The 13,872-nt window shown below is 59.4% G+C and carries 11 protein-coding genes and 1 pseudogene; 5 read left to right on the top strand and 7 right to left on the bottom strand.

Translation table 11 applies throughout. The features are described from left to right. Positions 1–249 precede the first annotated feature (249 nt). The 7 genes from AB4Z52_RS00060 to AB4Z52_RS00030 form a co-directional block, all read right to left on the bottom strand. Entirely contained in the window at positions 250–1,065 is an 816-nt protein-coding gene (locus tag AB4Z52_RS00060) for a hypothetical protein (protein WP_442215689.1), read from the bottom strand. Continuing rightward, positions 1,065–1,406, bottom strand: a complete 342-nt coding sequence (locus tag AB4Z52_RS00055; protein ID WP_442215688.1) for a hypothetical protein — start codon at positions 1,404–1,406, stop codon at positions 1,065–1,067. The genes AB4Z52_RS00060 and AB4Z52_RS00055 overlap by 1 nt, the downstream gene beginning before the upstream one ends. Before the next feature lie 288 nt (positions 1,407–1,694). Continuing rightward, positions 1,695–3,005, bottom strand: coding sequence for a xylose isomerase (gene xylA, locus AB4Z52_RS00050; protein ID WP_442215686.1), 1,311 nt, complete (start codon positions 3,003–3,005; stop codon positions 1,695–1,697). Positions 3,006–3,085: 80 nt separating this feature from the next. Further along, a complete protein-coding gene (gene xylB, locus AB4Z52_RS00045; protein ID WP_442215684.1) occupies positions 3,086–4,543 on the bottom strand; it encodes a xylulokinase in 1,458 nt (485 codons plus the stop codon). A gap of 27 nt (positions 4,544–4,570) precedes the next feature. Continuing rightward, a complete protein-coding gene (locus AB4Z52_RS00040; RefSeq protein WP_442215682.1) occupies positions 4,571–5,596 on the bottom strand; it encodes a LacI family DNA-binding transcriptional regulator in 1,026 nt (341 codons plus the stop codon). Between the two features lie 145 nt (positions 5,597–5,741). Then, entirely contained in the window at positions 5,742–7,346 is a 1,605-nt protein-coding gene (locus AB4Z52_RS00035) for a DHA2 family efflux MFS transporter permease subunit (RefSeq protein ID WP_442215680.1), read from the bottom strand. Positions 7,347–7,362: 16 nt separating this feature from the next. Then, positions 7,363–8,604, bottom strand: coding sequence for an HlyD family secretion protein (locus tag AB4Z52_RS00030; RefSeq protein ID WP_442215678.1), 1,242 nt, complete (start codon positions 8,602–8,604; stop codon positions 7,363–7,365). 156 nt (positions 8,605–8,760) lie between these two features. On the opposite strand from AB4Z52_RS00030, the gene AB4Z52_RS00025 reads away from it, so the two are divergent. From AB4Z52_RS00025 to AB4Z52_RS00005, 5 genes and pseudogenes are all read left to right on the top strand, one after another. Continuing rightward, positions 8,761–9,441 (top strand): TetR/AcrR family transcriptional regulator, encoded by a 681-nt coding sequence (locus AB4Z52_RS00025; RefSeq protein WP_442216618.1) that lies wholly within the window; start codon positions 8,761–8,763, stop codon positions 9,439–9,441. A gap of 118 nt (positions 9,442–9,559) precedes the next feature. Then, complete coding sequence (locus AB4Z52_RS00020; RefSeq protein ID WP_442215676.1) at positions 9,560–10,315, top strand: TerC family protein; 756 nt, start codon at positions 9,560–9,562, stop codon at positions 10,313–10,315. Positions 10,316–10,533: 218 nt separating this feature from the next. After that, positions 10,534–11,991 (top strand): glutamate--tRNA ligase, encoded by a 1,458-nt coding sequence (gene gltX / locus AB4Z52_RS00015; RefSeq protein WP_442215674.1) that lies wholly within the window; start codon positions 10,534–10,536, stop codon positions 11,989–11,991. A gap of 16 nt (positions 11,992–12,007) precedes the next feature. Then, complete coding sequence (gene lysS / locus AB4Z52_RS00010; RefSeq protein ID WP_442215672.1) at positions 12,008–13,504, top strand: lysine--tRNA ligase; 1,497 nt, start codon at positions 12,008–12,010, stop codon at positions 13,502–13,504. A gap of 18 nt (positions 13,505–13,522) precedes the next feature. Next, a pseudogene (locus AB4Z52_RS00005) lies at positions 13,523–13,872 on the top strand (transposase); the annotation flags it as partial.

Below are 13,872 nucleotides of genomic sequence, written 5' to 3'. Positions count from 1 at the left end.
TGCTCTTGGAGAAGTCGGCCGTCTGGAGCGATCGATCTTCGTGCCCGATTGGCTGAGCGACATTGATTCGCGCCGGTTGAAACTGACAGCTCGCTTGAGGGCATGGTGGGCTTCCCCCTTGTTCAACCCGACCTGGGCCCGGCGCTGCAAATAGTTCCAATAACGATGATGGCAGTGAGCAGATTGGGGTAGTAACTGCCACCAGATTTCAGACGTTGACATTGGTAGGGTCGCCATACGCGCGTTCGGTCAACCAACATCTTCCCAGTGGTTGGTTGTCTCGGGCAGATCTGGTGTCACTTCATGCTCGGAGGTCACTTTCCTATACTCAACTCCCTGGGTCGCAATGTCATCGACCTCTATCGGTGATCCTGTTGAATCAACCGCAAGTACTCCTACAACTTCGGGAGGCGCATTGCGGATGTAGTTTTCCGCTCGATCAAGGGCAGCAACGAGTTCATCTCTGATCATTTCAGCGCTCCATTCGGAAGGTAGACCACGAACTGTTATGTAATCTTCACTTCGAACGGAAAGCGCCCTTCGACGAATTTCGTCGACCGCGCGTAGTGGTGAGTAGTGGGGCGGCTTGCCTGCTGCGGCCATTATCAATGGGCCTAGCGAACACATGTGATTGTTGATCATCAGCAGATCGACGAAGTCCCGTGGCTTCGTCCGTGTCGATGCGGCCAAAACCTTGTTCACCGCAAGATCCACTCGATGCAGGCGTGCGCCCCATTCTTGATCTCGGACAAGCGGATAAAAGCGGGTTCGAGTTTCACTCATCCACTGGACGAGAGTACTTTCCCCACCGCGAATGATAGTGGCTTCAACGCAGCCATAGACGTTGACATCAATCGAAACAAAGAAGCCGTCCGCCCTCAACTTATCGATATCGACAGCCGCAGCAGATCCGATCTCCTCGTCGGTATCATGAAAGATATCGATGTCGTCGGACATTCGGGGCCAGTCCATGTTCAAGACCAGGCCGCCAGCAATATAGCTGGTGTCAGACCTGTTTCCAGCGATTGACGTCATGATGTCTTTCTGAAGACGCGTTAATGCCATTAGATTACATTTCCAAGTTCAGAGACCATCTTGCGACCCATCGAATACGCTCTTGCATCACCGCGCTCCATGAGAGCGTTAGCGACAATGCGCGCCTTCTGCCGCAAATCATCCAATTTGCCGATATCGATGTTGTCGAACACCCTCAGCCCATATCTCTCGGTTGCCATTCTGATGAATTCCGCGAGCCGCACCTTCTCGGCGCGATGCCTGTCGCGGAACTCTGCCGCGACACTTACAATCTCATCGCGGCGCGCTCTTGGAACCAGGACTTCGACCCGAACGAGATCGGCTGCTCCTCCAGTCTCTCGATATCTTTTAATTCGCTCTTTGACGGCCATAGCGAAAACTCCAGTCAATGGGCAATATAAGTGTATCCGGGATACGGGTCAAGGTGCTGTAAATATTCATGAGATCAGAAAGGTGGCAGTTTGCTTCTTTTACGCTCCGGAGTAAGGCTATTTGGGAGCCGCACGCAACACTTCTGGGATCGCCATTGCGGATAGCCAGTGGTTCGACAGTCTGGTGCCAATTGCTGCCCAACCAGTCGAACTCACGGCAAGGGTGCACGCGAAGTACTAGCAAGAAAGTGCCCTCTCCACACATGAATGGGGAGAAGGCTTGTTGTATCAGACGTAGCGGTTGACGATGTTTTCCAGCAGCTCCTGCTTTCCGGACCTCGGCTGTGGATTGATATCCTTGGTCTCGACCCACTTGGCGATGTCGTCGAGTGAATATTCGCCACGCAGCAGCTTCTGTGATTCCGCGGAATCCCACCCAGCGTAACGATCGGCCAGCGGCTTGGAGAGAGCCTTGTCCTCGACCATCTTGACCGCTGCCTTGAGGCCCCGGGCGCAGCAATCCATGCCACCGATGTGGCCGATCAGCAGGTCTTGCGGATCGAGCGACTGCCGGCGCAGCTTGCTATCGAAATTGGTGCCGCCGGTCTTGAAGCCGCCGCCTGACAGGACGTGGTAATAGGCCAAGGCCATTTCCGGAACGTTGTTCGGGAACTGGTCGGTATCCCAGCCGGACTGGTAGTCGTTGCGGTTCATGTCGATCGAACCGAAGATGCCGAGCGCATTGGCAAGCGCCAGCTCGTGCTCGAAGGAGTGGCCGGCAAGGATCGCATGCCCCTGCTCGATATTGACCTTGACCTCGTTCTCCAGTCCATTCTTCCTCAGGAAGCCGTAGACGGTGGCGACATCGTAGTCGTACTGATGCTTGGTGGGTTCCTGCGGCTTCGGCTCGATCAGGATCGTGCCCTTGTAGCCGATCTTGTGCTTGTATTCGACGACAAGGTTGAGAAAGCGGCCCATCTGGTCGAGCTCGCGCTTGAGGTCGGTGTTGAGCAGCGTCTCATAGCCTTCGCGGCCACCCCACAGGACGTAATTCTCGCCGCCGAGCTTCATCGTCGCGTCCATGCAGGTCTTGACCGTTGCAGCCGAGAAGGCAAAGACGTCGGGATCAGGGTTGGTGGCAGCACCGCTCATGAAGCGCCGGTTGGAGAACAGGTTCGCCGTGCCCCAGAGCAGCTTGACGCCGGTTTCGGCCTGCTTCTTGGCAAAATAGTCGACGATCTCGTTGAGGTTCTTGGTGTTCTCGGCAAAATTCTTGCCCTCCGGACGCACATCGGCATCGTGGAAGCAATAATAGGGCGAGCCGAGCAGAGTGAAAAATTCAAAGGCGACGTCGGCCTTCAGCTTTGCTGCCTCCATCGTATCGTTGAACCATGGGCGCAGGAAAGTCTGGCCGCCGAAGGGATCGCCGCCTGGCCATGTGAACGTGTGCCAATAGGCGACGGCAAAGCGCAGATGCTCTTCCATCCTCTTGCCGGCGACGACTTCGTCCTTGTCGTAGTGGCGGAAGGCCAGCGGGTTTGTGCTGTCCGGCCCCTCATACTTGATCTTCTGGATATCGCCGAAAAATCCGGTGTTCATGTTATTTCCTCCTTGGGATGAGACATTCCGTGAGTTCTTGTCGTGAGGTCTGCCCCTCACCCTTGCTTTCCGCGATCAGATCAATGCGCCGACAGCGGCTTGATGGCCGGATAGAGGGTGCGATAGCGCTTGTAGGCGTCTTCGTAGGCGCCGATCAGTGCTGTGACAGGTTCGATGGTGCCGGCGATTTTCGGTGGCGCGCAGACGGCGACCGGATCGGCGCCCGTTGCGGCAATCAGCCCGAGACGGGCAGCACCGAAGGCGGCACCGAAATCGCCGTCCGCCGGCAGGTCGACCGGAACACCGAGCGCCGTCGCGATCGAGGCCAGCCAGTAGCGCGAGCGTGACCCGCCGCCGATCGCCGTGACCCGGGCGATCTCGGTACCGGCTGAACGCAGCGCCTCGAGGCTGTCGCGAAAAGCAAAACTCACCCCTTCGAGCACGGCCTGCGTCAGGACCACGCGACTGCTTTCATGGCCGAGACCGATGAAGGCGCCGCGGATGGCGGCATCGTTGTGCGGGGTACGCTCGCCTGAGAGATAAGGCAAGAAGGTGACGCTCGACGGCGCTTTCAGGCTGTCGCCGAGCTCGCCGGTCAGCTCCGAGGGCGACTTGCCCGTCACCTCGGAATGCCAATTCAGCGCATCGGTTGCCGACAGGATAACGCCCATCTGGTGCCAGGTATTCGGCAGCGCGTGGCAGAAGGCATGCACTGCGCTTTCGGGCTTTGGCAGATAGGAGCCGTTGGCGGCAAACAGCACGCCGGATGTGCCGAGCGATACGAAGGCTGCATTGTGGCTGACGGTGCCCATGCCGCAGGCAGACGCCGCATTGTCTCCGGCACCGCCGGCAACGACGACGTCGCCGCCAATGCCCCATCTGGACCTGAGCTCGTCGCGAAGCGTGCCGGCAACCGCGGTGCCTTCGACCAGCGTCGGCATTTGCTTCTCGTTAAGACCGGTCGCTGCAAGCAGTTCGGCTGACCACTTGCGCTTGCCGGTGTCAAGCCAGGAGGTGCCGGCGCTATCGGACATTTCCGACATGTGCTCGCCGGTGAGCCAAAGGCGCAGATAATCCTTCGGCAGGAGCACCCAGCGGACCTTGCCGAAAATCTCCGGCTCATGCTTGGCAACCCAGACAAGCTTCGGTGCCGTAAAGCCCGGAAAGACGATGTTGCCGGTGAGTGCGCGGAAACGGGAATCGGCGTCGAGGGCTGCTGCTTCCTCATAGCTGCGTGTGTCGTTCCACAGAATGCACGGGCGCAAGACTTTGTCGTCGGCGTCAAGCAGCGTCGCGCCGTGCATCTGTCCGGAAAGTCCGATGCCGCAAACCGCGGCAAGCTCTTTGGGATGCGATGCTTTGAGGCCGACGATTGCGTCTTCCGTGGCACGGATCCAGTGCGCCGGATCCTGCTCCGACCAGCCGGGATGCGGGCGCGAAATATCAAGCGCGCCATTGGCCGACCCGATGATCTTCTGATCACCGTCGATCAACATGGCTTTGACGCCTGATGTTCCGAGATCAAGACCCAGATACATGTGGTGTTACTCCCTTTATCCTGCCGCTCAGGGCAGATTGTCCTTCAAGAAAATGTCGAGGCGGATGCGCTCCTGCGCCGCGATCAGGCCAAGGCCGTCCGCATGGGCTTTCAACACCCGGATGGCGCTGCGCACCTCATGCCCGGCATCCTGATTGAGAACGGCATCGATGACGCCGTCCTTCAACGCTTCCCTGGTATGCTCCGTCAGCTCGTGGGCAACGACCGTGAGGTTGCGTGCAGCACCCTGCGCCTTTAACGCCCGGATCAGCCCGCGATTGCCCGCGCCGAGACTGTATATGCCGATGATACGACGATTGTTGGAAAGCGCGCCGGAGATCAGCCTGTTTGCCGTTTCAGGGTCGTCGCGCCCTTCAAGCACCGGCAACAGTGACAGCTGCGGAAATGCCTCCGACATCAAAGCCGAAAATCCTTCGAGCCGCTCACGGTGGTCGCGCACCAGCATTGAACCGGCCAGCGTCACGATGTCACCTTCCTGGCCGCTGAGAAAGCGCCCGAGCAACCGCGCAGCGGTGCGCCCGGCGGCAATGTTGTCGACGCCGGCATAGTGATGGCGCGACGATGCAGTAAGATCGGAAACGAGGGTCACGACCGGCACGCCGGCCGAGACGAGGCGATCGACGGCGTGTTTTACCTCCGGCGCGTCAATGGCAACCAGCGCCACACCAGAAGCCGTCCCGTCGCCGAGAGAATCGAGAGCTTCGACAAGCGCGGAAGGCACGAAGGCCGGTACCTCGATGATGCGAATATCCGTACGCTCGGAACTCGCACGACCGATCGCCTGCCGCACTTCGGCATGGAGGCCGTGCATGAAGGAATTGTCGCTTGCCGGCAGAATGAAGACCAGCGGATAAAGCCGGCCCTTGGCGAGATTGGCGGCGGCCACATCCCTGATGTAGCCGATCTCGCGGATCGCCTCCTCGACGCGCTGGCGGGTCACGCCGCGCACGCCCGGTCGCTGGTTCAGCACTCGGTCGACGGTCGCGAGGCTGACGCCCGCGACAGCGGCAATATCGTGAACGGTGGGCCTCATCACTCCTCCTGAGAGACCATTAGTCCACATTTTGACGTACGTAAATCAAAAACTCGTTGCAGCCCTGCTTTTGAAGCAGCCGATGAAATGACAAAGGGCTGCTCCATGTGAGCAGCCCCTTGAAAACGATAGAGTCTGGGGGAATTTAATGCCCGCCGCCGCCGGCGCCCGCCGGTGGCGGTTTCGGCTTGCTGATCATCATGACGCCGAGGATCATCGCCAGGAACAGCACGGTGAGCATCATGAAGATGTCGCTGAACGACAGCACCATCGCCTGTCGCGTCGTAATATTGACGAGCGCCTTGATCGCGACCGTCGAACCATCCATCCCGTGCGCAGTGTAATTGCCGGCCATGTTGTTCAGCTGATCGACGGCCAGGGGATTACCCCAATGCACGCCTTCGCGCATCCGCATGTAGTGCAGGTCCTGCCGAGTGGTCAGCACCGTGTTGATGATGGCAAGACCAACGGCGCCGCCAAGATTTCGCGTCAGGTTGAAGAGCCCGGATGCACCACGCATGCGCGCTGGCGGCATCGTCCCGAGCGCGATGTTGTTGATCGGCACCATGCACAGCATCAACCCGACGCCGCGAAGGATCTGCGGGATCAGCAATTCCCAGAAATCCCAGTCGATCGTGATATTGGTCATGATCCACGTGCCGCTGGCAAAGCAGACGAAGCCGATCGCCATCAAGAGGCGGAGGTCGAGCTTGCCGGACAGGAAACCGGCGACAGGTGCAGTGAAGAACATCGCAAGACCCGAGACGAACATCGTCTCGCCGATCATCAGCGAATCGTAACCGCGGATGCGACCGAGATAGAGCGGATATATATAGGTGAGCCCGTAGAGGCCGATACCCATGACAAAGGAGAACACCGAGCCGAACGAGAAATTCCGGTTGGCAAACGCCTTGAGATCGACGATCGGAAACTCGACCGTGAACGCGCGGTAAAAGAATATGATCGCGCCGATCGCGGAGGCGATTGCGGCAAGCACGATCCGGCTGTCGTTGAACCAGTCGTTGGTGTTGCCCTCTTCAAGCACATATTCCATCGCGCCGAGGAACACGGCCATCGCCAATAGACCCCACCAGTCGAACCGTTTCATCAAAGACAGTTCAGGCTTGTCGAAGTCGATGAAATTCCAGGTGACGATCGTGACGATGATGCCGGGGACGATGTTGACGAGGAAAAGCCAGTGCCAGGAAAAGGCATGGCTGAGATAGCCGCCGACCGTCGGGCCGATCGTCGGCGCCAACGTCGCGATCAGGCCGATGATCGGCGAGACGATATTGCGCTTCGACGGCGGGAAGATCGTGAAGGCGGCCGCGAAAACCGACGGGATCATGCCGCCGCCGATGAAGCCCTGGATGGCGCGGTAGACGATCATCTGGTCGATGTTCGTCGCCGTTGCGCAAAGGCCGCTGGCAAGCGTAAAGCCGGCGGCCGAAATCGCGAAAAGATAGCGTGTGGAGATGATCCGCGCCAATGTCCCCGACAGCGGGATCATGATGACCTCGGCGATCAGGTAAGCCGTCTGAACCCAGGCGATCTCGTCCGAACCGGCACTGAGGCCGGCCTGGATCTCCGCCAGCGAGGCGGAAACGACCTGAATGTCGAGGATCGACATGAACATGCCGAGCACCATTGCGAAGAAGGCGATCAGCGTGCGGGTATCCATGCGATCGGACGCAGGGGCAGCCGGGCCGGCTACCGATCCTGCAGGTATGGCAGCAGTGGCGGACGCCATGGGATCTTCTCCGAACTTACTTGCTCGCCGAGGTGCTGTTTAGCGGCGCTGTGCGCGTATCGACATCGACGACGACGCTGAGGCCGGCGCGCAGGCGGCCGCTATCGAGCGCATCCTGCGGAAGTGCGATGCGTACCGGAACGCGCTGGATCACCTTGGTGAAATTGCCCGTCGCATTTTCCGGCGGCAACAGCGAGAAGACCGAGCCCGAAGCGGGTGAAATCGACTCGACGGTGCCGACGATCGGATTGTCGCCATAGGCATCGACATGAACATTGACCTTCGAGCCTGGAACGAGATGCTGGATCTGCGTTTCCTTGAAGTTCGCGTCAATATAGAGCTGGCGCACCGGAACGAGGGCCATCAGCCGCTGGCCCGGAGAGACAAGGTCGCCTTCCTGGATCGAGCGATTGCCGATGAGACCGTCAAACGGAGCCTTCAAGACGGTGAAGCTGAGGTCGCGGGCCGCTTTGTCGCGGGCGATCTCCAGCGTGCGTACAGAGCCCTCGGCTTCCTTGCGCTGTGCCTGGATCAAGGTGATGTTGGCTTCGGCAGCCGTGATGTTGGCGTCGCCGCCGACCAGATTGGCATTTGCCTGGTCGAGCGCGATATTGGCGGCGTCGACGTTGGCAGCCGTACCGACGGCTTTCGACTGCAGCTGGCTGGCGCGGGTCTGGTTGATCTGCGCGCCGCGAACAGTCGCTTCCAACGCAACCTTTTGTGCTTGCGCCTGAGCAAGGCTCGCCTTGGCGCCTTCGATCTGCGCGTCGATACGCTGCAGGGAAAGCTGCTCGGTTACGATCTGGGTCTGAGCCTGGGCCAGTGCGTTCTGGTAGTCGCCGTCGTCGAGGGTGGCCAGAACGTCGCCGGCCTTGACCTGCTGGTTGGCAACGACGTTCACCTTGGCGACATAGCCGGTGACCTTCGGCTGGATGATGGCGATGTCGCCGCCGATATATGCGTCATCCGTGGACACCATGAAGCGACCGTTCGTCCACCAGTTATAGCCGTACCACCCGGCGCCGAATAACGCGACCGCAAGGATGATCGGGAAGACAATGCTGCGACGCTTCTTCTCTGCCTTGGGCGGAGCGGCGGGTGCCGCGGCCGGTGCCGATGTCGGAGCGACAGGCGCCGGGTTGCCGCGCGCGTCCGCAACAGGGGCATCGACCGAAGCGACGGCATCAGCCTCGGCATTTTCAGCATCGGCAGGGTCGTTGACAATGCGTGCGACATTGTTCTTCTGAATGGACGACATAGAGCTAGCACCAAGACGTTTGCGATAAAATAGTCGAACCGAACGGTTCGGTTCAGTTGACTTAGAGCGTTTTTCACTTCATATCAAGTCATAGCGAACCAATCGGTTCGATTTGGTTAAAGATTATTCGAAAAACTGATGACGGCCCAGGAAAAAATGGAAGAAAAAGTTGTGAGCGTAGCGGAAGACAATCTGCCTTCCGCAGGCGGGCGCTGGGCTGCGGGCGAAGACCCGGCAAAACGGCAGCAGATCCTCAACGGCGCCAGATCTGTTTTCATGAAAATGGGCTTCGATGCCGCAAGCATGAACGACGTAACGCGCGAGGCCGGGGTCTCCAAGGGAACGCTATACGTCTATTTCGCCAACAAGGAAGATTTGTTCACGGCGATGATGGAAGACCAGCGCGACAGATTTGTCGCGATGATCCGCTCGGCACTTGCCGAACATGACAATCTCCGCGACAGCCTCTATCATTTCGGCATCGTCTTCGTCACCCATTTGACCGACGAGAAGGTCATCGCCGCCATGCGCACCGTCATCGGCGTCCGCGACCGAATGCCCTCGCTCTGTCGCCGGTTTTTCTCCGGGCCGGAAAATGTCCGCACGGTGCTCAGGGAATTTCTGGCGCGCCAAGTCGCCGAAGGCACTCTTGAAATCGACGATCTCGACATGGCCGCCCGCCACTTCCTTGACCTGTCGAGCAGCAGCTTCTTCAAGCTTCGGCTTTTCGGCGACATGGAAGCTGCTCCTCCGCTGGAGGACATAGACTATACGATCCGCGGCGCCATCAGGGTCTTCATGGCCGCCTATGGCGCGCCGCAGAAAAAGCTGGCTTGAGGCGGACATCCTCCCCCGTAAATTGCAAAATTGCATGCAACCTGCTTGTCGATAAAATTACAGTCCCTACATTGGCGGTCGGCATTCAGCCGGGGCGTTCAGGTGGGGGATACGATCGATGCAGGATATTTTGTCGCTGATGCAGGACCCGGGCGCCTGGGTGGCGCTCATCACGCTCGTCGTGATGGAAGTCGTGCTCGGCATCGACAATCTTATCTTCATCTCGATCCTGACGAACAAGCTTCCGCCTGAAAACCGCGAAAAGGCCCGCAAGCTGGGCATCGGTCTAGCGCTGGTCATGCGCCTTGCCCTTCTGGGCACCGTCGCCTGGATCGTCCGCTTGACCGAGCCGCTGTTCGAATTGTTCGGCGAAGGCTTCTCGTGGAAAGACATCATCCTGATTGCCGGCGGCCTTTTCCTGGTCTGGAAAGCGACGAAGGAAATCCATCACCACGTCGACCCTGCCGATCAGGACGCTGATTTCATCGCCAAATCCACGACCAATGGGTTCGCTGCGGCCATCGGGCAGATCCTGCTGCTCGATCTCGTCTTCTCGGTGGACAGCATCATCACCGCCGTCGGTATGACGCCGCATCTGCCGATCATGTTCGTTGCCGTCATCGCTGCGGTCACCGTCATGCTGGTGGCCGCCACGCCGCTTGCCAACTTCATCGAGAAGAACCCGACGATCATCATGCTGGCGCTCGCCTTCCTCCTGATGATCGGCACAACGCTGATTGCAGATGGCATGGGCTTCCACGTTCCCAAGGGCTACATCTACGCGGCCATGGCATTCTCTGCGCTGGTGGAATTTCTCAACATGGTCGCGCGCAACAGGCGCGAGAGGATCGCAGTGCGAAATAAGCTGCATTGAAACCGCATTCGGGGCCGAGGCAGGCAGCCTTGGCCTCGCGGTTTTCCTTGACGTTCCCGGTTGAATATGGCCTAAGGCCAGCCAAACGGACAATTGCCGGAACTGCAGCGCCGACAGCGCCATTTTCAGGCGATTTGCCGATCCAAGGAGCTCCGATCCTTGCGGCCCGGCCCTGCGCCCCGCCAAGGATCTCCCGCACGTAATCACGGACAGATATCATGACCACAACAGGCGTTCGCGTCCGCATCGCACCCTCCCCGACCGGCGAGCCCCATGTCGGCACAGCCTATGTCGCGCTGTTCAACTATCTCTTCGCCAAGAAACATGGCGGCGAATTCATCCTGCGCATCGAAGACACGGATGCGACGCGCTCGACCCCTGAATTCGAACAGAAAGTGCTGGATGCGCTGAAGTGGTGCGGCCTGAAATGGTCGGAAGGCCCTGATGTCGGCGGCCCTTACGGCCCCTATCGACAGAGCGACCGCAAGGATCTCTACAAGCCGTTCGTCGACAAGATCGTCGCCAACGGCCATGGCTTCCATTGCTTCTGCACGCCCGAGCGCCTCGAAGAGATGCGCGCTGCGCAGCGCGCTGCCGGCAAGCAGCCGAAATATGATGGCCGTTGCCTCAACCTCTTAGCCGAGGAAGTCACCACCCGCATCGCGGCCGGCGAGCCGAACGTCGTCAGGATGAAAATCCCGACCGAGGGTTCGTGCAAGTTCGTCGACGGCGTATACGGCCCAGTCGAAATCCCGTGGGATGCGGTCGACATGCAGGTGTTGCTCAAGGCCGACGGCATGCCGACCTATCACATGGCAAATGTGGTCGATGACCACCTGATGAAGATCACGCATGTGGCACGCGGCGAAGAATGGCTGGCCTCTGTGCCGAAGCATATTCTGATATATCAGTATCTCGGCCTCGAGCCTCCGGTATTCATGCATCTGTCGCTGATGCGCAACGCCGACAAGTCGAAGCTTTCCAAGCGCAAGAACCCGACATCGATCTCCTACTATTCGGCGCTCGGCTACCTGCCGGAAGCGCTGATGAATTTCCTCGGCCTGTTTTTCATCCAGATTGCCGAGGGCGAAGAGATACTGGCCATTGACGAACTGGCCACGCGGTTCGATCCGGAAAACCTGTCGAAGGCCGGTGCCATCTTTGATATCCAGAAGCTCGATTGGGTCAATGGCCGCTGGTTGCGCGAAAAGCTGTCCGAAGAGGACTTCCAGCATCGCGTCCTGCAGTGGGCGATGGAGAACGATCGCCTTCGCGAAGGCTTGAAGCTCTCGCAGTCGCGCATCTCCAAGCTCGGCGAACTGCCCGAGCTGATGGGCTTTCTGCTCAAATCCGATCTCCACCTCGACCCCTCGGCCTTCGCCAAGATCAAGTCCACACCTGAAGAGCTGCTGGAAATCCTCAATACGGTCCAGCCGGATCTCGAAAAGATCCTCGAATGGGACGTCGCCTCGATCGAAGCCGAGCTGCGCGCCATTGCCGATCGCATGGGCAAGAAGCTGAAGGTGGTCGTCGCCCCGCTCTTTGTTGCGGTGTCCGGCTCGTCGCGCTCGCTGCCGCTGTTCGACAGCATGGCGATCCTTGGCCGCGCGGTCGTGCGCCAGCGCCTGAAACTTGCCGCCCAGACCGTTGCAACGCTCGTCGGCCCGAAGAACTGAACCGGACGCCAAGAACATGACCGAGAAGACCGAAATCGCCGCCCTCTCCTCCGACGCGACCGAGGTTCGTCGCCAGAAGCTCGCAATCCTGCGCGAGCAGATCGGAGATGTCTATCCGGCGCATTTCCACCGGACGATGACCAATGCCGAGCTGGCGGAAAAATATGTCGGCCTTGAGCCCGAAGTCGAGACCAGCGATATCGTGACGGTTGCCGGGCGCGTCTTCTCCTCGCGCAATTCCGGCATGTTCATGGATATCCATGATGCCTCAGGCAAGATCCAGATCTTCAGCCACAAGGACATGACCCCTGAGGCTGCGCGCGCGCTGCTGCCGATGATCGATATCGGCGATATCATCGGCGTCACCGGCGTCGTCCGTCGCACCAAGCGTGGCGAGCTGACGATCAATGCCCGCGAGATCACCATGCTGACGAAGTCGCTTCTGCCGATGCCGGAGAAGTATCACGGCCTTGCCGACATCGAGCTGCGCTACCGCAAGCGCCATCTGGATATCCTCAGCAACGAGGAATCCAAGCTTCGCTTCCGACAGCGTAGCAAGATCGTCTCCGGCATCCGTCGCTTCATGGAAAATGACGGTTTCATGGAAGTCGAGACGCCGATGCTGCATTCGGTCTATGGCGGCGCCACTGCCGAGCCCTTCAAGACCCACCACAACACGCTGAAGCTCGACATGTACCTGCGCATCGCGCCGGAGCTGTTCCTGAAGCGCACGCTGGTATCGGGGCTGACCGACAAGGTCTTCGAGATCAACCGCAACTTCCGCAACGAAGGCGTCTCCACCCGGCACAACCCCGAATTCACGATGATGGAATGCTACTGGGCCTATGCCGACTATGAGGACATCATGGACCTCGTCGAGCGGATGTTCAGCGAGCTGGCGATGACCATCCACGGCAGCACCGAATTCGCCTTCGGCGACAAGCAAATGTCATTCAAGGGTCCGTTCAAGCGCGTGCCGATGCCTGACGCCGTCAAGGAAGTCACCGGTATCGACTTTCTGGCGATGAAGACCGACGAGGAGGCCCGTGCTGCAGCCAAGGCGGCCGGCTTCGAAGTCGAAAAGGATGCCACCTGGGGCGAATGCCTGGCTCACATCTTCGAGGAGAAGGTCGAAGCCACGCTGATCCAGCCTTCGCATGTGACGCACTTCCCCAAGGACATCTCGCCGTTTGCCAAGGAAGTGCCGGGCGAACCTCGCCTCGTCGAGCGGTTCGAGACCTATTGCAACGCCTGGGAACTCGGCAACGCCTTCTCGGAACTCAACGACCCGGAAGAGCAGCGCAAGCGCATGGTCGAACAGCTGGAACAGGCCCACGCCCGCGGCGAAACTGCCAAGCAGCTTGATGAGGAATTTCTCGACGCCATCGACCAGGGCATGCCTCCCGCCGGCGGCCTCGGCATCGGCGTCGATCGCCTGATCATGCTTTTGACCAACGCCCCATCGATCCGCGACATCATCCTCTTCCCGGCCCGCCGCAGCAAGGCGGACTGAAGGAACCGGAACCGGACCGGCCGCGCGCCATGGACGCGCGCCCATACAAGATGGCTGGCATGCCAGGCATTCGATCATCCCGCCCACCAAATCCTGTTGGCGGAATATTGCCAGGCCATCGAGGATGGCGGCGTGCGTCTGGACAGGCTGACCAAGCTGGTGGGGGAGACCGCGGCATCCTGGTCGATGGCCCCGGTTGTGGCCGCCTATCAAGCGATGCGCGGCGTTGCGTTCATGACAGCGGTCACCTTCGTGGTCGAGATCGGCGATGTCAGGCGTTTTGATAATCCTCGTCAGTTGATGGCGTATTTGGGTCTTGTGCCATCGGAAAGCTCAACCGGCGAACGGGTCAAACGTTCAGGGATCAC

The organism is Rhizobium sp. 2YAF20 (genome assembly GCF_052114685.1).
GTDB lineage: Bacteria > Pseudomonadota > Alphaproteobacteria > Rhizobiales > Rhizobiaceae > Rhizobium.
This window is presented reverse-complemented; position numbering and strand designations above follow the sequence as displayed.